The 26,196-nt window shown below is 49.7% G+C and carries 21 protein-coding genes; 9 read left to right on the top strand and 12 right to left on the bottom strand.

The genetic code is table 11. The features are described 5' to 3' along the window. Positions 1-3: 3 nt before the first annotated feature. Together EZJ49_RS08350 and EZJ49_RS08355 are read right to left on the bottom strand one after the other, a co-directional pair. Positions 4-1,410, bottom strand: a complete 1,407-nt coding sequence (locus EZJ49_RS08350) for a hypothetical protein (protein ID WP_262551553.1) — start codon at positions 1,408-1,410, stop codon at positions 4-6. Continuing rightward, positions 1,410-2,021: a DUF502 domain-containing protein gene (locus EZJ49_RS08355; protein ID WP_262551554.1), complete on the bottom strand. Its 612-nt coding sequence runs from the start codon at positions 2,019-2,021 to the stop codon at positions 1,410-1,412. Before EZJ49_RS08355 ends, EZJ49_RS08350 begins: the two co-directional genes overlap by 1 nt. A gap of 149 nt (positions 2,022-2,170) precedes the next feature. Here EZJ49_RS08355 and EZJ49_RS08360 point away from each other — a divergent pair, with 149 nt between their 5' ends. Beyond that, a complete protein-coding gene (locus tag EZJ49_RS08360; protein WP_262551555.1) occupies positions 2,171-4,045 on the top strand; it encodes a S8 family serine peptidase in 1,875 nt (624 codons plus the stop codon). A gap of 81 nt (positions 4,046-4,126) precedes the next feature. On the opposite strand, the gene EZJ49_RS08365 is transcribed toward EZJ49_RS08360, so the two are convergent. The 5 genes from EZJ49_RS08365 to EZJ49_RS08385 form a co-directional block, all read right to left on the bottom strand. Continuing rightward, the gene (locus EZJ49_RS08365; protein ID WP_262551556.1) at positions 4,127-5,053 is read right to left on the bottom strand and encodes a hypothetical protein; all 927 of its coding nucleotides are present in this window, start codon (positions 5,051-5,053) and stop codon (positions 4,127-4,129) included. Between the two features lie 13 nt (positions 5,054-5,066). Continuing rightward, positions 5,067-6,410, bottom strand: coding sequence for a magnesium transporter (gene mgtE, locus EZJ49_RS08370; RefSeq protein ID WP_262551557.1), 1,344 nt, complete (start codon positions 6,408-6,410; stop codon positions 5,067-5,069). Between the two features lie 106 nt (positions 6,411-6,516). Next, positions 6,517-8,379: an ABC transporter ATP-binding protein gene (locus tag EZJ49_RS08375; protein ID WP_262551558.1), complete on the bottom strand. Its 1,863-nt coding sequence runs from the start codon at positions 8,377-8,379 to the stop codon at positions 6,517-6,519. Continuing rightward, positions 8,372-10,150 carry an ABC transporter ATP-binding protein gene (locus EZJ49_RS08380; RefSeq protein ID WP_262551559.1) on the bottom strand — a complete coding sequence of 593 codons (1,779 nt, stop codon included), beginning with the start codon at positions 10,148-10,150 and terminating at the stop codon, positions 8,372-8,374. Before EZJ49_RS08380 ends, EZJ49_RS08375 begins: the two co-directional genes overlap by 8 nt. Then, on the bottom strand, positions 10,147-10,776 hold the full coding sequence (locus EZJ49_RS08385; RefSeq protein ID WP_262551561.1) for a 2OG-Fe(II) oxygenase: 630 nt from the start codon (positions 10,774-10,776) through the stop codon (positions 10,147-10,149). The genes EZJ49_RS08380 and EZJ49_RS08385 overlap by 4 nt, the downstream gene beginning before the upstream one ends. A 32-nt stretch (positions 10,777-10,808) precedes the next feature. Here EZJ49_RS08385 and EZJ49_RS08390 point away from each other — a divergent pair, with 32 nt between their 5' ends. Beyond that, positions 10,809-12,314, top strand: coding sequence for an FAD-dependent oxidoreductase (locus EZJ49_RS08390; protein WP_262551563.1), 1,506 nt, complete (start codon positions 10,809-10,811; stop codon positions 12,312-12,314). 63 nt (positions 12,315-12,377) lie between these two features. Here the strand turns inward: EZJ49_RS08390 and EZJ49_RS08395 are convergent, their stop codons facing one another. Together EZJ49_RS08395 and EZJ49_RS08400 are read right to left on the bottom strand one after the other, a co-directional pair. Further along, entirely contained in the window at positions 12,378-12,893 is a 516-nt protein-coding gene (locus tag EZJ49_RS08395; protein WP_262551565.1) for a hypothetical protein, read from the bottom strand. Position 12,894: 1 nt separating this feature from the next. Beyond that, on the bottom strand, positions 12,895-14,610 hold the full coding sequence (locus EZJ49_RS08400) for a DUF2785 domain-containing protein (protein WP_262551566.1): 1,716 nt from the start codon (positions 14,608-14,610) through the stop codon (positions 12,895-12,897). Positions 14,611-14,869: 259 nt separating this feature from the next. On the opposite strand from EZJ49_RS08400, the gene EZJ49_RS08405 reads away from it, so the two are divergent. After that, a complete protein-coding gene (locus EZJ49_RS08405) occupies positions 14,870-15,676 on the top strand; it encodes a S1 family peptidase (RefSeq protein WP_262551568.1) in 807 nt (268 codons plus the stop codon). 51 nt (positions 15,677-15,727) lie between these two features. Here the strand turns inward: EZJ49_RS08405 and EZJ49_RS08410 are convergent, their stop codons facing one another. Together EZJ49_RS08410 and EZJ49_RS08415 are read right to left on the bottom strand one after the other, a co-directional pair. Beyond that, positions 15,728-17,386 carry a BNR repeat-containing protein gene (locus tag EZJ49_RS08410; RefSeq protein WP_262551570.1) on the bottom strand — a complete coding sequence of 553 codons (1,659 nt, stop codon included), beginning with the start codon at positions 17,384-17,386 and terminating at the stop codon, positions 15,728-15,730. Positions 17,387-17,407: 21 nt separating this feature from the next. Further along, positions 17,408-18,250, bottom strand: a complete 843-nt coding sequence (locus EZJ49_RS08415; RefSeq protein ID WP_262551572.1) for an outer membrane beta-barrel protein — start codon at positions 18,248-18,250, stop codon at positions 17,408-17,410. Positions 18,251-18,768: 518 nt separating this feature from the next. On the opposite strand from EZJ49_RS08415, the gene EZJ49_RS08420 reads away from it, so the two are divergent. The 6 genes from EZJ49_RS08420 to EZJ49_RS08445 all read left to right on the top strand — a co-directional run bounded on the left by EZJ49_RS08420 (position 18,769) and on the right by EZJ49_RS08445 (position 25,559). Beyond that, entirely contained in the window at positions 18,769-20,514 is a 1,746-nt protein-coding gene (locus EZJ49_RS08420; protein ID WP_262551573.1) for a hypothetical protein, read from the top strand. A gap of 3 nt (positions 20,515-20,517) precedes the next feature. After that, complete coding sequence (locus tag EZJ49_RS08425; RefSeq protein WP_262551574.1) at positions 20,518-21,195, top strand: hypothetical protein; 678 nt, start codon at positions 20,518-20,520, stop codon at positions 21,193-21,195. 23 nt (positions 21,196-21,218) lie between these two features. Continuing rightward, positions 21,219-22,634 carry a hypothetical protein gene (locus EZJ49_RS08430; protein WP_262551576.1) on the top strand — a complete coding sequence of 472 codons (1,416 nt, stop codon included), beginning with the start codon at positions 21,219-21,221 and terminating at the stop codon, positions 22,632-22,634. 10 nt (positions 22,635-22,644) lie between these two features. Then, positions 22,645-23,907, top strand: a complete 1,263-nt coding sequence (locus EZJ49_RS08435) for a hypothetical protein (RefSeq protein ID WP_262551577.1) — start codon at positions 22,645-22,647, stop codon at positions 23,905-23,907. A gap of 100 nt (positions 23,908-24,007) precedes the next feature. Further along, a complete protein-coding gene (locus EZJ49_RS08440) occupies positions 24,008-25,024 on the top strand; it encodes a hypothetical protein (protein WP_262551578.1) in 1,017 nt (338 codons plus the stop codon). Positions 25,025-25,076: 52 nt separating this feature from the next. Further along, entirely contained in the window at positions 25,077-25,559 is a 483-nt protein-coding gene (locus EZJ49_RS08445) for a YceI family protein (RefSeq protein WP_262551579.1), read from the top strand. Here the strand turns inward: EZJ49_RS08445 and EZJ49_RS08450 are convergent. Beyond that, entirely contained in the window at positions 25,556-26,191 is a 636-nt protein-coding gene (locus EZJ49_RS08450) for a hypothetical protein (RefSeq protein ID WP_262551580.1), read from the bottom strand. The two genes, EZJ49_RS08445 and EZJ49_RS08450, sit on opposite strands and share 4 nt — an antisense overlap. Between the last annotated feature and the right edge of the window lie 5 nt (positions 26,192-26,196).

A 26,196-nucleotide genomic window follows, 5' to 3' on the forward strand; every position in this document is an offset into this window, starting at 1 on the left:
TTGTTATTTTAAGCCAAAAAGCTTTTGTTTCTTGATCAGTTCGCGGACCCCTTCGGGAACCAGTTGTTCCCATTGCGGGTCGCCTTTTTCAATCATCTTCATCACATCAATAGAGTGCAGATATTCGCCGGTTTCATCGCAGCCGGAAATATCCACGATCTGCTGATTTTCGATAAAGTGAGCATAAATATGGCGCAAGTGCGGGGACGGGAAGAAGCTCTTCGACGTCAGACACAGATTCGGTGTTTTGTGCGGATAAATATAAAGCTTGGTCTTTTGCTCCAGAAGTTTTCCCAGGCCTTCTAACAGTCCACCTTGTAGATCGCCGTAGTGTTCTTCCGTAAAAAGTTTGTTCAGGTGGCTGGCGCCGACAACCAAGGCCATAAAATGCGGGTTGTAACGGCGGATAAAACGCTTCAGCCCATAGAACAGGAAGAAGTTGGAAATCAAAACATGCAGTCCCTGACTGGTCAGGGTTTCCACGCGGGCCAGAAAGTCTTTTTCATTCACATGTCCGTCGGCGGTCAGGTTGTGCATGGTTAGTTCCATGATTGGCAGAACTTCCAGTTCTTTGCCTTCAGATTTCAATACATCACCTTTGATCTGCTGCAAACCTTTTTGCAGAACATCCAGGTGGGTGACTGTAACCGGACGGAAGGTTCCGCGCTGAATTAACAGCGACTTGCCATAAACGGCGTCGGAAATATTCAGGATCTCGTTTTGTGGAGAGAACAAAATAGCCTCTGCCAAACCACGACGAACCAGCTCCAGATTCATCAGGCGCACATCAAAGTGCTGTACATTCGGACCACTGAACTTGATCACATCAATCACGATCTGGTCGTCTTTAAGCCCATCCACCAACTGCGTGATAAAGCTTTCTGTTTCCGGAAGGTGGTAAAAAGCGCAGTTCAAAAGATTGACGCCTAAAATACCCAAAGCTTCCTGTTGTTGCAGACGGTGACGGTCCAGCATGCGCACATGCAGAACGATGTCATTGGGCGGGCCGCCGGGTTCACTTTGAAACCGCACGCCCATCCAGCCGTGGGATTGTTTGTTGCTGCCCGAAGACGCTGTCGCGACTGTATTGGCAATGGCAAAGAAGCGCGACTGCGCACCGCGAGTGGGGCTCAGTCGGTCCACCAGCAGATCGTATTCGTGAGTCAGCATCTTATTCAGACGCGATTCGCAGACATAGCGGCCGTTCTTTTCGCGGCCATAGATATCGTCGCTGACAATCATGTCATAGGCGGAAATGGTTTTGGCAATCGTCTGAGAAGCTTTTCCCGCCTGAAAGAAGTGACGGGCCACTTCCTGACCGGCTCCAATTTCCGCAAACACACCATAGCGACTGATGTCCTGGTTGATTCTGCGGGCTTTGCTCAGGGTGTTTTCAATGGAGTCGGACATTATTTGGTCTCACCTTCATTTTTATCGGCCTTCACCCAGCCGGTGATGGCAAGGCTCATCGCTTTTTCAATCGGCATATCCAAAGGTGTGATGCGCGAACGGGGAACCATCAATGTGAAGCCCCCTAAACCATAACTCATGGGAATGTAAACGGCGATACGGTCCCCGGCATTTTGTTCAATGGCAGGAACATCCTTGAAGTTTTCACGGGTCACCAAACCCATGGCGCGAATGGTGGTTTCGCCTTCACCCAAATCCACCAGCACAACTTTTTGCAAGCCGCCCGGGCCGCCACCTTTTGAGAAAAGATTCATCAAGTCACGCAAAGGACTGTAGATGGCTTTGATAAAGGGAACTTTCGTCAGCTTTTGTTCCAGCTTTTGGAAAATACCACCTGCCAGAAGGTTGTTAAGCATAAGACCCAGCAAAAGAATCAGAACAATAGTGATCAGGAAGCCCAGGCCTGGGATGTAAACCGGAAGAATCTGGCGAAGGGCATCGCCCAGGAAGCTGTCCACAATTGCGACGCCGGCATAGATAATATAGATCGTCAGTGCAATCGGTAAAAATGTAACGAGGCCCTGCAAGAAGATCTTCTGGAGTTGTTTCATAGCTAGATGTCCTGTCCTTTAAAACCTATCGGCAACAAATAGATATCAGCTAAGTCAAAACGCATCAAGTTCTGACGCTGTCTCACTGTGAGACGAACAATAAAAAATAATTTGTCTAAATCGACCCCGACTTCTGGCCGAAGAGTTCTTTGAATGGAAAAGGAGAACCGGTGACGCCGATTCTAAGAACTTTATTTCTGACAGTGAGTTTGGTTGGGTGGACCGCAGGGGCTCAGGAAGCTCCTCAAGCGGTTCCTGGCGAATATCTCATTAAGTTTAAAGACTCTTCAGGTGGTCCGGCACTGGCGCAGTCCAAGTTGCAGGGGAAAGCCAGTTTGAAGTCCACGTTCCCGGGGCTGGGAGTTTTCCAGGTCTCCATGAAGGCTGTCGCGGACGTGGAAGAGCTTAGAAACGATCCGGATGTTGAATACATCGAACCAAACTATATTCTGAAAAAGAACGAAGTTGAACCCAATGGCCCGGTCGAGCGTCTATCTTATGAAGACGCCATCGCATCTGGTTATGCCTCCAGCAATCCGACAATTTATTCCCAGTCTGCCGCGGACACGCGTGTCTCTGACTCGTGGTCCTATCAGAAATCTCTTTCCGCAGCCGGTAAGATTATCGTGGCTGTGGTGGATACAGGGCTGGATAAAAATCACGATGTCTTTAAACCGGTCAATGCCGGCGGTACGGGGGCTCTTTGGCAAAATGAAATTGAGGCCAATGGGCGTCCCGGCGTGGATGATGACCAAAACGGTTTTGTCGATGATATCAATGGCTGGAACTTTATCAGCAACACGGCTAACTTTTATGACGACGACGATCACGGGACTCATGTAGCCGGGATTGTGGTGGGTGCCGGTCTGAATATCTTTGCCCGTCCTTTGGATGAATCAAAAATTGAAATCATGCCGCTGAAGTTCCTTGCCAAAGGTGGCGCTGGCTCCACAGCCAATGCTATTCGTGCGATTTATTATGCTGTCAACAACGGGGCTCGCGTAATCAACAATTCCTGGGGTGGTTCCGGTTACAGCCGTTCGTTGCAGGATGCGATTGCCTATGCGTACGACCGTCATGTGCTGGTGGTTTCTGCGGCCGGTAACTATGGCAGTAACAATGACTCAAGCCCGATGTATCCGGCCAACTACGATGTGCCAAGCAATATCGCCGTGGCTTCGACAAGCCGTTGGGATGATCGTTCTGGATTCTCTAATTACGGAAACTATTCTGTGCATGTTGGCAGTCCGGGCGAATATATTGAAAGTACTGTGCCGGGTAACGAGACCATGAAAATGTCCGGAACCAGTATGGCCGCGCCGCTGGTGGCGGGTATGGCCGCCTTGGCGATGCGTGAAGCCCCAAGCCTGTCGGGTTATCAGATCAAACAACTGGTGATGAGCTCCGCAGATCAGGTTTACAGCCTGAACGGTGTGGTTTCATCCAAAGCGCGTGTGGATGCAGTCACTTTAATGAGTGCTGCGCAGAACATGTCCACAGCAGCGGCTTCGCAGCCGGTTTATAAAGCGGCGGATCGTTCTCCGGCAGAGGCAGCTTCTGCGGCTGGTGGCTGTGGTCTGGTGCAAAGTGTTCTGAAGCAGGGCCCGGGCGGTGGTACTGGTGGTTCTTCCGGTGGTGGAACTGCGGGTGTGGTTGTGGGGCTTTTGATGATTCCGCTGATTCTGTGGCAGGTTCTTCGTGCCCGTGATCCGAAATCACGCAGAAAGTTTGAACGCTTTAAAATGAGCTCTGAAATCCGTGTTCAAGTCGGTGACCGTGAACTGGTCGGTGCGATGAATACGATTTCCGAAGGTGGTCTGTCCTTTAATACCGATCAAGCTTTGGAAAAAGGCGGTCTGGTCACCATGCGCATTCAAAGCCCGGATGGCCACGAAGTCATCGAAGTTCAAGGGCAGGTCGTATGGTGTGAAGCCAACAAGGCCTATGGGGTTCAATTCGCCAACGCCCGACAGGGAACTTTGGCTATGATCCGCGACTGGACAGCCGGGATGATCAGGTCCTGACGCCACTAAATCAAAAGAGCTAAAAAGTAACGGCCGTGAGATTAAAACTTCACGGCCGTTTTGTTTTTTTAATATGTTTGATTAAAGACCGAAGATTTCAAAGACCCGGTCAGCCAGTAGGAACTCATCGTTTAAATCCAGAGGGTCTTCTGGCAAGTGCCAGATCTGGGATTTAGAGCCGTTATGCAGTTTGGACAGTCCGGTCTGGGCCTGCTTCCAAAAACGCTGCTGCCACTGTTGATTAGTGTTGTGAGTGAAAAGCTCACTAAGTTCCAGGGCCCTTTTTGTGGCGGCCTTCACCATGGGTTTGTTCCCCGGAACGATGTAATTCACCGCAGATTCGATGTCCTCTGGATGCACCATTTCCAACAGCAGATATGTCGCTGTCAGCAGAGCATACAGATATTGACGATATTCTTTCTTTGGCAGCTGGGACCACTTATCCACGCCGCCCGGACGATAGATCGCACGCACTTGTTCAAATGAATTTGAAACAGTTGTTCCCAGTTCGTCCCCCAGGGCCAGATCCAGTGTCACAACCAGGCTTTCCGCGAAATTCAAATAACGACAGAAGGCCCGCTGTTCTTTCGGAGCAGGGGGAAGCAAACGCCACAGAATGCGATGATTCTGTTCATGAAACAGGGAGATCTCGCTGTAGGCCAGCAGGGATTGAACCGAGGCTTCTGGATCAGCGACCTCTGCCGCATGATCTTTAAACCATAGCATTTCACTTAAAATCGGACTGTATTCGATATGATCTTTAAATAAATCCTGCGCACTTAGCGAGCGCATGGTGGAACACACTCGCGCCGCGTATTTTCCATCCAAAGACAGATACAGATTGCGACTTTGGCGGTACAGGCTGCTGGCATTCAGCAGCTGTGCGTCGAAAGGGTATTCTTCCAGGGTCAGGGAATTGTACTTCTTCGCCACCGGCAAGGCGAAAAGGGTAGAAATGTTTTTCAGATACTTCTGAGTCAAAGTGTTCTTTTTTACTGTTTTCTTCATGACGTTTCCGATTTTACAGTAAGATGCCGCTAAGGAAGAAGGACGCCACGCTGAAGTAAATCACAAGTCCTGTCACATCCACCAAAGTGGCAACGGCAGGGGCTGAAGCGGAAGCCGGGTCGAAGCCGACCTTTTTAAGAATAAATGGCAGCATGGAACCTGAAATTGTACCCCACAACACAACACCCACAACACTGGCAGCGACGGTCATACCGACCTGCACATAGTGAACGGTGTAAAGCTGTTCGCGATTCGGCCACAACATGATACGGATAAAGCCGATCATACCCAGCACCAGCCCCAGACACGCACCGGTCAGGATCTCACGACCCAGCACACGCCACCAGTCGCGCAAACGCACCTCGCGCAAAGCAATCGCACGAATAATCAGCGTGGAGGCCTGGGAACCCGAGTTACCACCCGAGCTGATAATCAGCGGAATAAACATGGAAAGAACGACAGCTTTGGAAAGCTCGTCTTCAAAGAATGCCATGGCCGTGGCCGTGAACATTTCCCCCAGGAAAAGAATCATCAACCAGCCGCCGCGCTTTTTTAACATCTCCAGCATGGAGATTTTCAAGTACGGTGCATCCAGGGATTCAACACCCCCGATTTTATGGATATCTTCAGTGGCTTCTTCCTGAATGGCTGTGGCCACGTCATCGAAGGTGACGATACCTTTCATGATACCGTTTTCATCGACAACCGGAACCGCCATCAAATCCTGCTGAGAGAAAATGCGACCGATTTGTTCCTGGTCCATTTCAACCGGAACTTTCAAAACATCGGTGTGCATGATTTCGGCAATTTTCTTTTCAGGTGATGACTGGAACAATTCACGGAATGAAACCACGCCCAGAAGTTTTTGTTCTGAATCCAGAACGTAGGCGTAGTAAATCGTTTCAACGTGGGTTTTGGCTTGAATGCGGATATAGCTGATGGCTTCATCTACGCTCATGTCCGGGCGCAGACGCACGAAACGGGAGCTCATCAAGCCCCCGGCGGCGTCCTCGGAATAGGCCAGAAGTGCTATGACCTCGCGCTTGGTTTGCGGGTCTAACAACGACAGAATGTCTTCGCGACTGTCCGGACCCATTTCCTGAATCAAATCGGCCACGTCATCGGGCGCGAGCAGACGAATCCAGGATCTTTTTTCCAGATGGGTGGCTTCTTCGATCAGTTCGGCCTGATCGTGCGTTTTAAGGCTAAGGAAAAGCTCTTCAGCTTCAGTGCGGGGAAGTTCTTTGAATTTTTCGCGGCGTTCAGCAGGACTTAGGGCAGACCAGCTGTCTGAAAGTGACAAGACGGTGTCTTGATCTTGGACTTCTTCATGGCTGTGGTTTTCGTTGTTGTCCATTGGGCCCCACCTGTTGCGAAACTCATATCGTTTTCCCGATGAAATACCCTCTAATATCGGCCCGCGCAAACTTATTCTTTAGCTGTCCTTCCCAAAGTTTCCAGGGCTAGACCAGCTCGGTGTTTTTGAAGCGAGGAAGTACTTCGTCGGTTGGACCCAGTGCGACGATTTCGCCATTCTGTAACCATAAAATCCGATCACATTTTGCCAAAGTGGACAGACGGTGAGCGATGATAATTTGTGTCCTGTCAGAGAAAAATTCCTCGGTGGCGCGGACCATGATTTCCTCGGATTGCGGGTCCACAGAACTGGTGGCCTCATCCATGATCACAATCGGGGCTTGTTGCAGCAGGCAGCGCGCCATGCACAGCAATTGGCGTTCCCCCAAGGACAGGTTTTTACCGCGCTCTTCAATTTTCATTTCAAGCCCGCCGGGCTGAGCCAGCACCCATTCGCGCAAACCGACCTGTTCCAAAACAGAAAGCAGTTTTTCCTCGGGGATTTGTCCGTCAATATCCAGATTAAAGCGCAGGCTGCCTTGGAAAAGAATCGGTTCCTGCGCAATAAAGGCCATGGATTTGCGATACAAATTCAAATCCACACCTGACGCCTCTTCGGACAGTTTCGGCAGGTGAGTGTTGATGGATATCTGACCCTTGTCGATCGGATAAAGATAGAACAAAGCCTGAATCAAACTGGATTTTCCAGAACCGGTACGGCCCACGATACCCAGACGTTCACCGGCTTTGACTTCAAAATTGACACCTTTTAACACCCACGGCAGGTCTTCGCGATAGCGGAACCACACATCCTGAACCTGGACTGAAGCATTTCGTTCCTCCGTCAAACGACGGTGTGCCAGATATCTTTCCACCGAAGCGGAATAGGTCGGATGCCCGGTCGCAAATTGTGCCGTGGAAGGCAGCAAAGACCCGCGTTCAATATCCATGCGCATGTACTGATCCAGTCGTTCCACGCCGATCATGGCCTCTTCAAACTGTGTCAGCCATTCAAAGAACATCTGCACGGTATTCCCGGAAAGTGCGATAAAGGCAAAGGCAACCCCGACAGAACCGACCGTGGCCCAGCCTTTTTCCACCATAAAGTAAGCCGACACCCCGGTGATCAGCAGCAGCAATGCCGTCAGGCTGTTCATCTGCAAAGAAAAACTTAGCAGGCTTTTGGTGGTGTTCATTTTCTGGGTCAGGAAGTAACGATCCAGTCGTTCAAAACGTTCACCGAAGGATTGCTGGCGGCGGAAGGAGCGAATGGTGCTGGCCCCTTGAGTGGTTTCCGCAAAATGCGCAATGCTTGGGGACCGGCTGGCCGAAAGCTCCCGGCGGGCTGTGCGCAGTTTGTTCTGATTCAGTTTGAACACCAGATAGTTCATGATGCCGATAAAGACGACGAAGATCAGATAAATCGGACTGGCCACGGTCACCAGAATCACCATCATGGTCAGGTCAAAGATGATAGAAATAAATTCCGCCAGCGGTCCGCCAAACAAACGGAAGACGTTGCCATAGTCACTGGAAAAACGCGTGATGATTCGACCGGCCGGGGTGTTATCAAAGAAACTCATCGGCAGGCGCGAGGTGCGCAAAGTGACTTCATCATAGAAGGACGAAATTGCCTGCGCCGACAGGCGGGAAAAGCTTACGCGGAAAGACAGGGTCATAATAAACCCGGCCAGCGCCATACCTGCAAGTAACGCAATGATCTGTCCGGACGACAGACCGCTAAGAATGTTTTCTTTACCGGTGATATTGTCCACCCAGTAGCCGATGACGTTGGTGTTCGCCAGCAGCAAGCCGCGTCCGGTGATGCCCAGACAGATGCACAGAATGATGCGGGCCATGAACGGACTGTAGGCATACTTCAAAGTTTCAAAGATGCTTTTGTTGTATCCGCCGTCTTTTTTTGTTTCGCCATCAGAAAGATATTTCGGTTTGATCGGGGCATTAGACATGTGCGGCCTCCGCTTTCTTGCCAGCGGCTTCTTTGGCAACACTGGTTGTATAAGCCCGGAATTTTTCACTGCGGGCCAGAAGCTCCTCGAAAGTTCCTGAATCAATAATCTGACCTTCCTCCATGAACAGGATGCGATCCACACGGTTTAAGGCGCTGAGACGGTGAGTCACCAGAATGCGTGTGCGATCCGCCCAGGCCCCCAGCAGCAATTGTTCAAATAACTTTTGTTCAGTATCAACATCCACAGCACTAAGACAGTCATCCAGCAGCATGATCGGGGCTTCGTGATAGTGAACACGTGCAAGCCCCACGCGCTGTCTTTGGCCACCGGACAGATTCACGCCGCGTTCACCGATTTCGGTGTTCAGGCCTTTTTCCACACGTTCGGTGCTAAGGTCAAATTGCGCCAGTCGCAAAGATTCTTCGACCATGGAATCCCGTTCAGCCTCGATGTCATAAATAAACGCCACATTTTCACGCAAGGTGGCGTTCATAATAAAGCCTTCCTGCGGCACATAGGCAAAGTGCGAACGAACTTCGTCCACGGAAATTTGTTCTGTGTTTTTTCCGGTCAGATAATACGATTCAAAACGCGCACCGGTTTCTTTTAACAGTGACAGCAGCAGCATGGATTTTCCAGCACCCACTTCGCCGACGACGGCCACAAATTCGCCGTGCGCAACATCCAGGGAAACATTGCGCAGGATACGGCGCTGGGACACGGTCAGATTCAAACCGCGCACTTGCAGGGCGTAAGTGTCCTGACCTTCGACGGGGGTGTTTTCGGAACTGTCCGCTGTAGTGTTATTCCGGGTTGAAAAATAGTCTTCCAAGCGGCGTAGCGAGGTCCAGGAATCAAAGCCGAAAGTAAAGAACCACGGCATCTGACGGAACGGACGGGTCAGGAACACACCGACAATCCACAGCAGCGCCAGCAGTTCACCACTGGTGACCTGGTGCTTGGAATAAAAAACCAGACTGGCCAGGGCCACGGCATTCAGGAAGAAGGTGATGGATGTGGCAATCGAGTTCATCATCTGACCGTTGGTGACCATCGAAACACGATTGCGGGTTTCCACCACACGTTTGGCAAAGATGTTTTTTTCAAAATAGTGGGTCCAGCTTAAGATGCGAATGGTGCGAATGTTCTGAATCCATTCGTTCACCAGACCGATGCGTTCTGCCGCCAGTTGTTTGAAGTTAAAGAAAAAACGCGACTGGCGGAAGGCCATGAAAGTGTTCAAACAGGAAATCGCCAGCATCACGGCAATCGTCGGCCACAGTGGCACGTCGAAAAGCAGGGAAATGGCAAAAGGTGCCAGAATCAACGGGAACAGCATTGAAGCTCCCGCAGGAAGTGTCTGATCCAAAAACACGGTGGCCCCTTGCACATCCGTCGCATACAGGGAAACGATTTCCCCGACGGGGCGTCCGCTCATGGTATCCACACGCAGATTCAAAGTTTTGTCATAAAGTCTTTTGGCAAAGACCTTTTGCATATAAAGCGCTTCACGCACGCTTAGGAAGTTTGTCAGTTGTGTAAAGGCTTGTGCCAGAAGAATACAGAAAAATGCGCCCAGAATATAAGCCAGTGTGTGATCAAACTGGAAAAAGTGCAGTCGGCTGTCTGTGCCGGTCAGTTGATCAATGAACTCTTTTTGAAAGAACGGCCCCAAAAGCCCCAGAACAGCTGCGATTAACGAACACGCCAATATGGTGAATCGGGCGTGGAGGCGAGTGAAAACTACTTCAGCAAAAAGAGACTTCATGATGCATCGTTCCTAAACCAGCCGGTCAAACTGAGCCGGTGTGAATGACTTTTCTCCACTTGATGCGGGAAAAGTTCGCTGCGGAATAAAACAAAGGTGCCCAGGCGAGGTTCAATTTCTGTGATAAGCTGATGTTCATTTTCAGGCTCATACAAACTAAGTTCGCCACCATCTCCTTTTTTCCAGTTTGAGTTAAGATAAAGAACAAAGGTTATTCTTCTCGCACCCGAACCACGATGGTTGTCAATATGCTTATCATAACCTCCGCCCGGAGGATACAGGGCAAAGTGAGATTCAAATCTTTTGAGACCTAAATAAAAGAACTGATTGAGTTTCTGTTTTAAAAGCTCCATCTGATCGAGGAAGCTTTGTTGGAGCTCCGAGGCGGGGTTTTCCTCCAGCCACAGAGTGAAATCGCCGCGGATTTCTGTGTTGATCATTTTGCTGCCTGCGTGCCCGATGGAGGCTTTTTTCAGCTCTCCTTCGTGGTGCAGGCGATGACACTCTTGGGCGAGCGCCTGGCAGAATTCAGAGGGAAAAATGTCGTTTGCTGTGGCCCAGTTATCCTGGGCCAGAGACTCCAACATTCTATCCAGATTTATGAGATTGATTTGATTCTGTTCCAAAGTGTTGCCATTCTATTCAGGTGAGGGGAGCAATGGCAAAAAGTTCTTTTACCCGTCGTGAGTTTTTGAAAATCTCGGCTATGAGTTCCGGGGCCATGGCTTTAGGAGCCTGTGCCAGCACCGAACGCTTCTTTATGGGCGACACTCGGGATTTGCGCGATGAGGTGGTTATTCTGGGGGCCGGTGCGGCAGGATTGTCAGCCGCCTTTGAACTGAAAAAACGCAAAGTTCCTTTCCGGATCTTTGAGGCATCCTCACGTGTTGGTGGCCGAGTGCAGTCCGTTTCCGTCTTTTCTGAAGAAGGCCCGGTGGCGGAGCTGGGAGCGGAGTTTGTGGATGGCTCCCATGCGCAGGTTCTGGCTTTGGCCAAAGAACTGAATCTGCCTCTGCGCGAAATTCGTGGTGCCAACGGTGTGGAAGCCCACCTGTTTTCATTTCAAGGCCGTCAGTATCGGGTGAAGGATCTGATCCCGAAAATGAAGACCTTGCAAAATCCCTTGCGCCGGGTGCGTTTGGATTTGTTTCGTGATCAGGATGTCTTGCTAAGTTACAAGAATGCCTTTCAATTTGAACGCTCGGCCTATTACGACAGTTTGTCTTTGAAAGACCTGTTGGATTCCTGGGCCAGTGAGCTGGATCCGGTATTGCGCGAACTGATCGAGATTCAGGCCGTCAATCGCTTTGGTGTGGATGCCAAAGATCAGTCGGCCCTGCATTTCCTTTCGACTGTTGATGCAGAAGGAAGTTCTTTGTTAAGCAGTTCCATGATTTATCGCATGGAAGGGGGCTTGTCGTCCCTGATGCAAGTCCTGGCTGATCGTGCTGGCGGAGTGATTCCGGATCATATCATGAAGATGAATATGGCTTTGGTGGAAGTGGAATATGAAAAAGAAGTTTTCAAACTGACCTTCCAGGGACCTCAGGGAAAAGAAACTTTCCGGGCACGCAATGTGATTTGCACTTTGCCGTTTTCCAAACTGCGCGAAGTCAAAGGTCTGATGGATCTGGAGCTTTCCGATCTGAAAAAAGAAGCCATTCGCAATCAGGAATACGCGACCCACAGCAAAGGAGTCGTGGCCTTTGCCAGTCCCTTCTGGCGAAATCAGGTGGCTTCCACTCCGGCAAATCTGGGGAACTTCACTGGCGATTTTGTTTCGGAAAAAATCTGGGACTCCGGACGTTCTCAAGGAGGAACTCAAGGTCTGCTGACCTGGCAACGGGGCGGCAGTTCAGGCTTAAAAGCCGGGGCCACCGCTGCAGACGAGGCACGCAAGGATCTGGAGCGTTTCTATGGTGAAGTCCCGGCCCGAATCAGCTCCATTCAACCGATGATCAACTGGCGTCAGCGCAAGTGGTCTCTGGGATCTATGGCGGTTTTCAAACCGGGTCAGTATATGAAATACCGCGGGATCGCGGCAGAACCGGAATTGTCCGGGCATTTGCATTTCGCCGGGGAACACACCAGTCTGCGTTTTGCCGGAACTTTGCAGGGAGCATTGGAATCCGGGCAAAGGGCCGCAGTGGATATTCTGCGCTAAATAAAAAAAGGCGTCATGGTGATGACGCCTTTTTCGTTTTTCCGGAACGTGCAAAAAATTAAATTATTTTACCAGATTCACTTGCAGAACACCGGCTTCACCTTGAGAGCTGATGAAGCTGTCCACATCGGTCTTGTTGATCGCATTGATCAAAGAACTCATGCGGTTGCCTGTAGCGGTCATACCTTGAGGCAAAGAACCATCGGCGTTCACCCAGCTGTAATTGGCCTGAGGGGACACCACGAACACCACGATATTGTAAGAAGGGCGGAAGCCCTCTTTTTCAACCTGAACGGCCGGCAGGCTCATGGTGTCGGCAGAAATATAAACCGTGCGGGCTTCCTTCACCTGAGAAATGGAAATCTGGGAGGAATCGGTGGAGATAAACGGGCGGGAGCCGACAGCATAAAGAACTGTCAGGTACTGGCCTTTGTAATTCCCCAGACGATTGACCTGCAAAGCCGGGATGGATTCAAAGCGTGCAGCTTCCGCACTTCTTTGGGAAACCGAACCGCTCATAAGGCCCAGACCGATAATCAGAGTCAAAGCGTTGATGATGATAAGTTTGAGGGATCGCATGTTATTTTGCTCCTGTTTTCGCGTAGTCCAGATACATCACAAGGTGGCCGTTGGGGTCCATCATGACGCGATTGATATCCAGTTTAATTCCCAAAATCTGTGGAGGCAGAGGCAATCCGCCCGGCAGGGACTCCTCTGTTTTGCTCCAGTTAGCACTGCGTTTTTTCAACTCGTCTTTTACTCCCTCACGGACTTTGCCCTTGAAGAGCTTGCCGGCCATGGAGATGTATTTGTCATCGAGGAACAGGGAATCTGTGTCGATGGAGTGCAACAGCAGCTGCATGCCGCTCTTATCCTCTAACTGGCGCAATTTTGCAATGATATCGAAGTCCACCACGATGATGTTTTTCAGGAACATCGAGCCGGGCTTGATTTCGACGGAAACTCTTAATTTAACGAAGGTTTCCGTAGGCTTCAAAGCCACACCAACTGGAGTTTTTACATAGTCAATCAATGGTGTCGCCACCAGTTTCAAAACGGAACCATCCGTTTGTTTGATCTGCTCGAAGTTTTTACGCTCAAAAGCCAGCTGCAACACGCGATTGATCAAAGAACGATCCACGCTTAAGCCAATGTCGTAACCCTCCTGAGACACAGCTGTAAAGGATGGGGCGCCACGGGAGGCATGGCTGGCCACCGGGCCACTTCGGCTGTTGACCGGGTCTTCCACATAAGTGGTCAGATCAATGTTTAAGGAATTCTTAAGATTGATGTTTTGCAATTGCAGACCCCACTTAAACGCCGGGCGGCTGTCGGTGGGCTCCTGGCCCGGAGCGGCCATGTCCTGAACTTGTTCCAAAGGGCCTTTCAGGAATTCCTTGGCTTTCTGGTTCAGCATTTCCGGCAGTTGTTTGCGCGCAAACTCGCCGATATTTTCCCGGACCTTTTCCAGAATCATCGGGGCCTGAGCCGCGAAGAGCTTTTCAATTTCTGCATTGTTTAAATAGAATTTTTTACCGTTCACCTCGATGGCAAACGTTGGAACCAGAAGTTTTTTATACTGCAAGGCCAAAGACGTCTTATCGAAGTTATTGTCGATCTCCAGTGCCTCAAAATCCAGGGTGCCATAGGCATTCATACGAATGTAGAACGGAATGCGAATGCGCAGGGGGATTTCCTGATCTCCGGCTTCCAGCGAAACGTCTTCAAAACCGATTTTACCCAGGAATTCATTTTGAGTGTCCCATGCCACCACGGACTTGGTTGCCAGAGTCATCTTTTTGACTTCCAGCTCGATTGCCAAAATAGCACCGTCACGTTTACCCAGCGTGTTCATCAGGCGTTCATCAGTGACCAGACCAAAACGTGAAAACTGCGCCAGATAGCCGGATTCACCGATCTCGATTTGCGGTTGATGGTCATTCATAGAGAAGCCCACCAGCCACTGCGTCAGAAGACCACGCACCTGATTGTACATCTTCACCATCTCCGGATTGGAGGCCATGATGTCTTCAGGTTTTAACGGTTTTTCAAATGTATAGGTCATGGCCGGGAAGTAACCTTCATCCAGCTTCACACCCAGGTTGCCAAGAATTTCACTTAGGCGGGTGTCGAAGTATTTCATTCCGCGTTGAGTGATCTGGACACGTACAGCATTTTTCAACAGATGCTTATTGGCGATTTGCGGATTTGCATCGGTGACGGCATGGGCGGTCATCGCTTGCAGGGTCAGCAAAAGCGGGATCAGCATCTTGGATGTAGGTAACCGACTTGGCATTTTGTAGTCCTCATTATTAGGGGCTATGGTCCGAAGCCCCAAGATGCAAAGGCGGGTCCATTTTGAGACAGTCTCAAACCTCTTTATATTGGTCCCTGAAGCGTTTAGGGGTGTCTAAAAGTGAGACAGGGGACCTTTTGTGGCGGCCAATGTAAATAGGGAAGGTTCGGGAAAAAAGATCAGGGCGGAATCTTAGTTCAACCTTTTTGTCCGGTTTTTGATAGAACGGGCGCATCGAAAAAATCAAAAGGGGTTATTCATGCTCAAAAAGATAACGATGACTATGATGGCGACGGCCATGTTGGCAGCTTGCGGTCAGCAAAACTCTTCTCAGGTACAGACTACTGAAGCTCAAAATGGTGTGATTGGTGGCGATGTTGTTGCTGATAACAGTATCGTGGCACGTTCCACTGTGGGTCTTTACGACGCCAAGGTTGGAGCATTGTGCACAGGCACTTTGATTGCTCCACAGCTGGTTTTAACAGCAGCACACTGTGTGGACCCAAATTCCAATGAATTGATTGTTTTCTTCGGTCAGAAACTTAAAGACCTTGATAAATCCATGTCCCGTAAAACCATCAAAGCTTTGCAACACAAGCTTTATAATCCAGAGCGCGTGGAAGACACAGCTGACATTGCCTTGGTTCGTTTCGAAGGGGAAGCTCCGGCAGGTTATGCGCCCGCTCCGTTGTACAAGGACTTCAGTGAGCTGCAAAAAGGTTCCCGCGTCGTGGTTGCAGGTTACGGTTTGAACTGGGCCTGGGGGATTAAAAAGGGTGCTGGCACTTTGCGCACGACAGATTTGAAAGTGAAAAAGCCTCTTTATGGCAGCACTGAAATCATGATTGATCAGTCCTTGAAAAAAGGCGTGTGCAGCGGTGATTCCGGTGGCCCGGCGTATGTTGAGAAAAACGGAAAGCTTTATCTGATGGGTGTTGTCAGCCGTGGTGATTCTTTGCCAATTCCACTGACTCCAGACTGCTTTATCATGTCCATCTTCACAAGAGTGGATGCTTATGTGCCGTGGATTCAGGAAACAGCAGAACTGCTGATGTCCATCAAGTAATTACATCGGGCATTTTTGAAAACTAAAAAGGCGGCTTTCAAGCCGCCTTTTTTATTTGGCAAAGTCCCGGTCATTAACCAGAAACCAGTTTTTTCCGCCGTCCTCTGATTTCAGCAAAGCCGAGTTCAGCATGGGCGAGGTGTTGACCTGCTCTTCGCTGGGGGCCTTGAAATAGTAGGGTGCATACGGACGCATCTGGGAATATTCCAGATAAAGCTGATCCTTGCGATCCAAAGTCAGCACCTGATAATAGTGCGTATATTCCTGCGCATTAGGATAAACCAGAATTTTGGGTTCCGACCATTTCCAGCTTTTGCCAGAGCTGTCCGGGGCAGCGCTTTGATAGGCAAGGGCACCGAAATACTCGAAATCAAAAACTGATTTGTCGTGCGCCCACAGGCGATATGCCAGATGCAAACGGTCCTGGGAATCGATCACCAAAGACACATAGGTCTGACTGCCGCCTTTATATCCCGGGATATTGAAGTTTGCGGAATAGCCGCTGTCCGTGGTGTTCACATACACAGGTTCCTGCCAGCTTTTGATGGAATCCGGTTGCAGGGAATGAGTGTAGGCAAAATGAGCCCCGTGAGCGCCGCCAATCACATGCAGGCGTCCGTCTTTGCTGCGCACGATACCGGGTTGATTGTGACTGTCGTTCAAAGGCCAGCTTTTTAAAATTTCAGTTTTTATAAAGTTTCTGGTTTTGATGTCATATTCCGCAATCCAGATTCCAGAGTATGGATTGCCCAGCTTGTCCGGTCTGGTGTTGGTGGGGCGGCCACGCTCGTTTTTTTCAAGCTTGTGGTCCATTGTGGCTTCCAACCAGGTGATATAGTACTTGTCGTTGGAACGCAGAATCTTCACGGCACTGCCGCTGCGATAACCAATGGGCTGGGCCGTTTCGCTTAAAACCACAGGCAGATCTGTGACCAGATCTCCGTCAGCATTAAAGTGCGAGGCCTGAAAGATCAGTTTGCCGGTGGTGCCCTGCCAGTACTCAAAACCTTTTTCATAACCCGGAGCTTTTCCGGTGGCCTGATAATACAGGAACGCCGGAGGCCCTTGCAGAGGCGCCGGGGAATAAGGTCGCTCCAGATCATACCATTCCGGCAGACTGGTGGATTTTTGCAAGGTCAGACTTTTCCAGCTGCGCCCGTAATCTTTGGAATACATCACGACGTAACTTTTTTCTGCGGGGTTTCCAGCCTTCAAGCGCAGAGTCGTGTACATGATGTCATCACGGTCAAAGACCGCCATTTTCGGGTCCCACAGGATGTCCTGACGGTTGCTGCGAATAAGTTCTTCCAGCGTGTTTTCCGGTGCCAGAGACTGAAGTGAATCCAGAGTCAGCGGAAGACTGGTCCAGCCTCCGCCATCATAGCGGACAAAGCCATTCGTCAGATCTGTGGTCTGACTGCGTTCGTGTTTGCGCAGATAGGGACGGTTCTGACTGTCGAAGGTGGGAATATAAACGGGATAGCCCGGATTCCAGTCGAAGGCGGCACGTTCGTGCTGGCTTTCCTGATAGTTGTAGGCTTCTGCGGCTGTGTTAAAGGTATTCAAGCCGGTTTTCGGCAGTAACGGCAAACGCAGTGGCGTGAACTGGCGCGGGGACGAGGAGGCCAGATCTGAACTTCCTTCTTTGTTATTGTAATACGCAGAAGTGGCAATAAATGCCACCAGAAGAAAGAACAGAATTTTATTCATCCGAAACACTCCGCATGTAAATTAGAAGTTGATACCCCAGCCGGCGCGAAGAATGATCTGGTTCGCAGCAGAAGTGTTGTTATCCGGGTACATGGCATAATCCAGTTGCACCGGGATGAAGTTTTTCTTGTTCAGGTGATAATCCAGCCCCAAAGAACCCACGAAGGTCTGGTTGGTGCTGATCTTACTGGTGTTGAGGACGTTACTGGATTTGCCAATCGCAAACAGGAAGCCCAAACCGCCACCAACCCACGCATCGAATTTGGTATTGCGCAGATAAGAGTAGCGAACCAAAGCTTCAACACCCAGATAGCTGATGTCCACGGAGCACTCTGTGCCTGAACATGTGACATTGGAGGAAGTCCCCTTGGCCACCAGAGTTTCATAGCCCCCCAGGAAGCGGGCACTGATGTTGCCATCAAGGTTCATCTGATAAAAGCCGGAGGCATTGATGCTGCTGCCGGATAAAGACACTGACGAGTTGGCGCTGGGTTTTACGGTCATGCTGTTCATGGCATAGCCCGCAGTCACACCCCATGCGGATTTGCTGCGCGGGGATTTTGGAGAGGAAGCCTTTGCAGCACCGGCAGAAGTTTTGGTCCCGCCGATTTTGCTGACAGAGTATTCCTGACTCATTTTTCCCTTGAGTACAGCGGCAACAGCTTTTCCGTTTTTGATCTGTTTGATTTCCAGAAGTGCGCGTGCTTTGCCATCGGCATCGCGGGCGCCGACTTTGTCTCCGACCTGAAGGTCTTCGCCTTCAAGATCAAGCAATGCCCGGTCATTCTTAACAACGACTGTTTTAAGTGCCCAAGCTGGTGAAACCAAAGATGATATCAATAGTGTTGCAATCAAGAATCTCATATTGATCTTATCGACAATTTAACTTGGAACTAAAGGCAAGATCATGGGGCTTGCAATTTAAGAAAGACGCTATTTACTGAAAAACCCTCAAGAATCGGGCAGGCTCCCTTACGATTGCGGGATTGCAGTCTCAGAGTGAAACGGAAAATGCGCGAAAAATGGCGCTCCCGCAGGGTGGGGAACACTTTTTCCCCACCTCTTCGGCGGGGTGGTTGTCTCAGCCTGAACAGGAGGTGTTCCTGCATTCAATCACTTAGCTTTCATGTTGCGAAAAAAGTGTCTCACGATGAGCTGCTGTCGAAGCTTTTGACCAAGCTCCGCTGTGAAAATTCTTTTGCGAAGGCATCACAATTTTTCCTGAATTAGACGATAATGTAAACACTCAGGGGGAATTGAGTATGAGGGGCTACAAATATCTGGTTGTAGTTGCGTCGGCATTGTCTATGGCAAATGCGCACGCAGCAGATAAAGACATGTTAAAGGCCAAGAGACTCTACGAGAGAATGACAGGCGTTAAAGTGTCTTCGACAAAACCGGAGCTTAAGAAAGTTGCTGAGCTGATTTCTCAGAACAACGATCGTGGTGCAGCTAACTACATCACAACAACTCCGGATTTTTTGAACGTCCAGGTTAAAAACCTTTCACTTCGTCTTTCTAATAAAGATGAATCCGTGAAAGTTCCATTTAACGACTTCTCGGCACTGGTGGTCGGGGTGGTGCGTGACAATGCGGACTTCCGTGATATTTTGACGGCGGATTATTCTTACGAAGTTCGTGGTGTTGCCAACGACACAGATGAAAGAACCCGTTACATCAATCAAAACAATTACACACCGATTGAAACAACGTATCTGGATATGACCAATAAGGGTATCTTGGTGAAAAACAGCAGCCAGAAGCTTGTGAGAAACTTCTGGGATACAGAGGACACACAGGCGAACTATAAAGCTGGTCCGGTAGTGGCTTTGGGCACGAACCCTGAAGCAGCAGGTGTTTTCACAACACGCACTTTTGCGGAAAGAAATCTCAGCGGTGGTACCAACCGTCGTGCTGTTGAGTTTTCTTTGAAACAATTCCTTTGTGTTTCCATGGCGGAAGCGGCGGATTCCAGTGCCTCAGACCAATATGTGGGGCGTGACGTGGAACGCTTTCCGGCGGGGGACCACAATAAGTATCTTACAAGCTGTAAGAGCTGCCATTCCGTAATGGATGGTATGCGCGGTGCCTTTGCGAAAATGGAGTATGTGAACTTCACACACGGTGGCGCAACGGGAACCTATTCTCATATGAATGGTGACTTCTTCGTGAAGCAGGGGATTCTTGACGATTACAATGCGTACTATAAGGAATTTGTGACTCCAACAATCAACAATATCCTTCCGGACCTTGTGACTAATCAAGAGAACTCCACTTGGTTTAAAGCGCGCGTGGCTTATCTGGTCAGCCGTGGTCAGACTCAGGCGGCGGCAACCACGACAACCAGAAACACTTTGAATACCATTCGTGATCCGGCGGTGGCTAATGCCTTGTTCGCGGAATATCGCTCCATTGCCGCAAATCAAACAGTGCTGGCGACAATCAAAGCCAACTATAAAGCTGCCAACTACATCACTGAATATACGGCGAACTGTCTGAATAAATTGGGTACAACAGCAGGCACAGCGCAAGCGCGCGAAGATAACTTCCTGGTGTGTAATCTGGATGGAAAGAAAGAACTTTCTTTGATTTATGATTTCTACAACAAAAAACTGACAGCCGCCAAAGTGGCTGATGCAGAGAAAACACGCCTTTTGAACAAGCTGATCAATAAGGGCCGTCCTGCAAACATAAATCTGGCAACCCCATACTTGCAGGCCACGGGTAAACGGATACAGTTCCCGCGCAATAATTTTGACTCCACGACTGGTGTGGCTGTGAAAATGAATAAAGGCAGCTACCCGTATGGTTTCGTTGTGAACAGTGACAACTTCGTGAATAACGCCACTCTGGGCAGCAAGTCCTCGTTCTTCGGCTGGCGCGGCCCTGCATCTGCGGGTGGTTCCGGCGTGAAGGATTTCGGTCGTATGCTTTCGGACTCCCGTCGTTTTAGCCAGTGTATGGCAAAACGTGTGTATGAAAGTGTGTGTCTGAAAAAGCTTGAGGCGACTCAGTATTCCACACTGGTGCGTCTGGGCGATCGCTTCGAAGCGGTAGGTTATAACCTGAAGAATCTTTACACTGAAGTCGCTCTGGATCCTGTCTGCGGCGTGGTAAAGGGGGAGTAAGCCATGAAAGCTAGAAATAAAATCGGCGCTGTGATTGGTGTGACTTTCTCTTTCCTGTTTGTGGCGGCTTCATTTCAGAACTGCGCCAAACAGGTGGATTTTGCCAGTCTTGAGGAAGTGACTTTGAACGGTGGTGGCAGTGACATCACCAATGGCAGTTCCAATTCCAAACCGCAAACAGACATTGACGGGGCTCCTGTTGATGCCAAGCAGACCCTGGAATCCATGATGTCGTTGCTGGGTCTTTCCCGCACGGACATCAATATGACAGCGGTTAATGCAGAGATCAATTATCGTCGTAACTTGCTGATGGCGCAGAATGATCTGACGCTGGTGAATTCTCCTTCGATCATTGCGATCACGTCGTTAGCTGGGGTGGTTTGCCAACAGGCTGTGACCAAGGAAAAAAAGGGCGCCAAGGACTTGTTCAAGTACATTGATTTCGCCAAAGGGCCTTCCAGCTACGGAAAACTGGGTGCGATCAATACCTATGTTTCTTTGGTGGATCGTTTCTGGATGCGTCAGCCTTCCAAGGAAGAACTGGCTTTGATTTCTCAGACTGTGGATGAGTACTTCAGCACTCTGGACTCGGCGGCGATGAGCAAAGCCACAGAGTCTGACAAACTGGCCGTGTTTATCTGCACGGGCATGTTGTCGGTTCCGGATTCATACCTTTTGTAAGCTTTGGGGATAGTGGGGGAAAGATGAAAAACGATAAATTAAAAAAAGTTCTGGATGAAAAAACAGATATCTCCAGCCTGAAACTTTCCCGCAGGGAACTGCTGGAAACAGGTGTGCTGTCCTTTGCAGCCCGCGTGGCAGTACCGGGAGCAGTGACTTCTATTCTGAGTATGACCAGTCGTGCTCAGGCTGATGAGGCGGCGGTGCAAATGATGCCGTTCGTGACTCTGAGTCTTAGTGGTGGAGCTGCTTTGCACGGTAACTTTGTTGTCAGAGACAAAGGCGGCAGTCTGCTGAGCTCTTATAGCAAACTGGGTCTGGGCAAGGCCGGTTTTGCCACAGAGAAAGTTATGGGTGCGGACTTTGCTTCGACCTCTCAATTGCATAAAGGTATCAAGTCTGTGGCTTCTGCCGCAACTTTGGGTAAAGCTCGTTTGGTGGCTTTGTGTACGGATACTGCGAACGATACCGCAGGTCAGGCCGCACTTCGCCCATTCTATGATCTGTCCGGTCCATTGGAGCGTGCTGGTCTGATAGGAAAAGTTCTTCCCGGAGTGCATCAGGGATCGACTGCCGAGAACCTTCGTCCTGTATTCACTTCTCCAAACTCGATGTTGGAACTGGCCAGTCTGGATAATATGTTCGGTGCATTGAACTATTCCAGCACTTTGGCTGATAACGGTCTTTTGAATGCCGCTCAGAAAAGAACGCTGAGCTCTTTCATTGGCAAGATGACCCAGTCGCAGATCGCTCGTCTGAATTCCAAAGACGATGGTTTGAAGCTGGCGTTGCAAGAGGCCGGAATTAAATCCGCAGACATTATCAAAGCCGGTGGGGCCAGCGGCGTGGATCCTCGTAAAGACGCCATTGTGCAAAAGGTTTATGGTATCGCAACCGGTACAGCGGCCAACAACGCCAATGCCGTGACAGCCGGTGTGGTTTACAATGCCTTGAATGGTAATATTGCTCACGGTCGCATCACTTTGGGCGGCTATGACTATCATTCTCCAGGTGTGAGAACCGCTGCGGATAAAAAAGACTTCGATGCCGGGGTTCAGATTGGTCGTATGCTGGAACTGGCAAACCAGATGCAAAAACCGTTGTTCCTGATGGTGACAACAGACGGGGCTTGCGTTTCAGAAACCTCTGACAGTCCGACATCCATCTGGTCCAGTGACTATACGTCGTCTTTGCAGTTCATTATTGCCTTTGATCCAAAAGGTAAGGTGACTTCCAGTGGAACTCAGGTGGGGCATTATCTGCCGGATCAAAGCGTGGATAATACCACGCTCGTGGGGTCTCGCCCGGATTATGTCGCGGCAGCTATTCTGGCGAATTATTTGAATCTGAATTATAAAATGGGGATGTTCAAGCAACTCGCACCGGCGACTTTACAAGCCGATGACGTTGAGCAAGTTGTTAAACTTCACGTAGCTTAAGGGGAAGCGAATGAAGAAACTTCAAGCCTTGAAGATATCTGGCGCCTTATTCGGGGGACTCATTCTTGTAGTGAGCTTCCAAAACTGTGCGCAGAGCCTGGGGGAAGGCTTTGAGATCGACGCTCAGTCGGTCAAGCTGATCAGTCAGGGAAGTTCCAATGCCGGAGCGGGAACCACTCCCGACGAGGACGTTGATAACTCTGATGCCAGCACAGGGGATTTTTGTGAAGATCAACTGTTTGCCAAGTTCGGCTCCGGCTATTACCAGTTCCTGAAGCAAAACTGTGCGGGCTGCCACAATGGTGAGCACGAAGCGCCGGCGTTTGCCTCCAAGAACTCTTTGATGTCCTATCAGGTCTTTAAGGATAAAGGCTACCAATTGGTGTCCTTGAATGCGATCAGTGAAACTCACAACCCGCCATACACGGGTTCCACGCATAATGGGGCGATTGCCAGTTTGAAAAGTGAATGGGAAACGGCGCAGAGTTCATTCCTAAGCTGTAAGGGTGTGGATGGTGAAGACAAATCTGTGGTCACCAACTACAAAACCAATGCAGCGATCGTGAACAGCAAGGCCAATTCAGCAACCTGGACAAAATTGGAATGGAACATGAGCACGGCGGCCGACATGCCATCCAAGGCAGCGCTGTTCCCGTTGAAAGTTTCTGTTGAGGCTCAAGTGGCCAAGGTCAGTGGAACAGAAGTGGGCTATGCCGTTCGCAATCCGACCATGTCCATCACATCCGGTACGGCGAAGTATCGTGTGCGTGGAGTCTTCTTCTATGTGAACAATGCACTCTTTGACTCTGCCACGGTTTACCGCAGCATCAATGCGGTGATCTGTCCGGGAACAGCTTTGAATCTGGCTCCGGTGGGGAATGCTCAGTTGCTGGTGGTTTCTACCACCAAAACGACGGACAAATTTGCGTTGCAGTTTACATCCATTGAAAAAGCGGAATCAACAGCGACTTGTGGTATTGGTTCCAATGTTGTGATCCCGGTGGATGAAACTCCTTCCGTGGTGACCTACAGTATGCTGGTGGGTACGGACAGCAAAGTGAATGTGTTTAAAACACAGTGCTTGAGTTGTCATACAGGAGCATCTGCTGATGGTGGTTTGGATCTGAGTAATTATGCACAGGCGAAAGCCAAGGCTGCTGCCATCAAAAAACGTGTGAACGACGCCAACAATCCGATGCCACGCAGTGGTGTGATGTCTTCATCCATGCGCGCGATCGTCGATAAGTGGGTGGATACCAATACACCGCAATAACGGTGTATCAAAATGAGCCGTTTTGATCTGATGGGGAAAAACAGACAAAACGGCTTTTGATATAGTACGAGTGTCCGATAAGAGTACTGGGGAGCGTAGGATGAAACTTGGGGGATTTAAAAAGACATTTGCAGGTGTTGCCATTATGGCAATGGTTCTGGGTTTCCAGAATTGCAGTGACTTTGCGTTGCAGGACCAGGTTTTGTACGAACAGGGTTTGTTTGACTCTCAAACAGCGCTGGATCAAAAAGCACTTCCCAAACTTACCAATGTCGAATCCGATCAATTGGTATTTTGGTCCAAACCGGGCAATCCGTCCTTTGTTGATAAAGGTATCTTTTACGCTAATCAAACCTCGATGGTGATTGCAGTGGATCGCTCTATTACAGGGAAAATTATTTCTGTCACTTCTGGTGCCAATCAGGAGGACGCATTTATCAGTATTTCCGGCGGCAAAGTTCGCGCAACCCATGCTTCCACAACAAGTGGTCAATATACTTATATGGAGGCTAACTTACCGTCTCTTGGTGAAAGAATGATAATCGCGGCGGGATTCGGCACAAAACCGACGGAAATTTCCCTTCTTATTAATGGAGTGGTTCAGGCTGGTACTATTCAGAAAGTTTTAGAGGCGGATAGCTTCTATAACTCGATGAAAGATGTTGAGACTGGCGGGACTGCCGGGCAGATCTACGAATATGTCGTTTATGCGGGGGATAGTGCTCAGGTTCCTGTGTTAACCAAAGGTGAATTGAATGTGATGTCTCGCTACATCGCAACCAATAATTTAATTGAAAATGTGATATTCGATCCAAGTCTTGCAAACGAAGGCAAAGATGGGGGAGCGCCAGAGAATCCGAAGTTTGCTCCGGTGAAGTCCTTGCTGGACGCGAAATGTGTGACATGTCATATTCACAGCTCTAACCTGAAAAATATGACAGAAACAAAAGCTATTGCCAATAACTGGGTCCGCGCAAAAAATCTGGCGGGTTCTAAGTTATATACTTATCTGAAGGGAAATTCAGTCAATTCGAGTGGAACTATGCCTACCGATGGCACATTGAGTGCTGCCGAGTTACAAGCAGTCGAAGACTGGATTAACAGTATTGAAAACTAATAACAACAAAGTACGTTGAAGCAACAATCACCAAAAGGGTGGAGGGGTACATATGAAGTTTTTGACAGCATTGATTGTCACGATGGGGATTTCAACCGCAACGATGGCTCAAAGCGTGGTCGTGGATGTTGTTTTGAATCCAATGGGGGATTTCAAAGGCAAGACATCCGATGTTAAAGGTGAAGCGATTGTCAAAGGAGACGAGGTCTCTGCTCAGAATATCGTGGTCAACCTGAAGAATATTAAAACCGGCGTGGAAGTGCGGGACAAACACACGCAAAAGTATCTGGAAACCAGCAAGTATCCGGAAGCAGTTTTGCTTTCTGCAACGGGTAAAGGCGGCAAAGGGACTGGTAAGATCAAAATCCGCGGCGTGGAAAAAGACATCGCGGGCACTTACAAAGTTGAAGGCAAAGTGCTGAAGGCAACATTCAAGCTTAAATTGAGTGACTTCGGTATCAGCGACATCAACTACATGGGTGTTGGTGTGGAAGACGAAGTCACCTTGAATGTGAATCTGCCGGTTAAGTCCTAAAAGCGGTAATTAACGCCGACTTTCCAAAGCGTGTCCCCCTCTTTGAGGGGGCCCAGGCCTGAATAGAAATCCCATTTGCGGAACAGGCGAATATTCAAATCCAACAGACCTGCGACATAAAGATTGCGCCCGGCATCCACAATTTGCGTGGAGGTTTCGCGGGGCCAGTCAATGTTCTTGTACATTCCCATCAAGGTCACGCCGGCATTGATACGACCGGAGAAACGATAAAAGCCGCGAGGGGAGACTCCGTAAGTCGTAAAGGCCACTTTGTCCTGCAGATAACCTTCGCCCGGAACCCCGCCATTGGCGCGACCGGACCCGATAAACACACCCGCACTCCAGCCCCAGCGATAATAAGTGATTTCCTTCATCAGGGTGACGGTGATGGCATTGTAGTTTGCGGGCTGGCGGCTCATATTGATGCCGTCCTGCACGCGCAGGGTTTCATTCCACTGAAGGGTGGAAAGGCTGACACCCCAGTTTTGCAATGAACGGGAACGTGCCGGTTTTTTGGTCGCTGTTTCTGTGGCCGGAGTGGATTCTTCCGTCGTTTCGTCGGTTTCTTCCTGGGCATAGGCGGTGTGAGTCACTAAGCCCATTGTCAAAAGCAGCAGCAGGATTTTTTTCATGAGCT

Source organism: Bdellovibrio bacteriovorus (genome assembly GCF_025558485.1).
Lineage (GTDB): Bacteria > Bdellovibrionota > Bdellovibrionia > Bdellovibrionales > Bdellovibrionaceae > Bdellovibrio > Bdellovibrio bacteriovorus_G.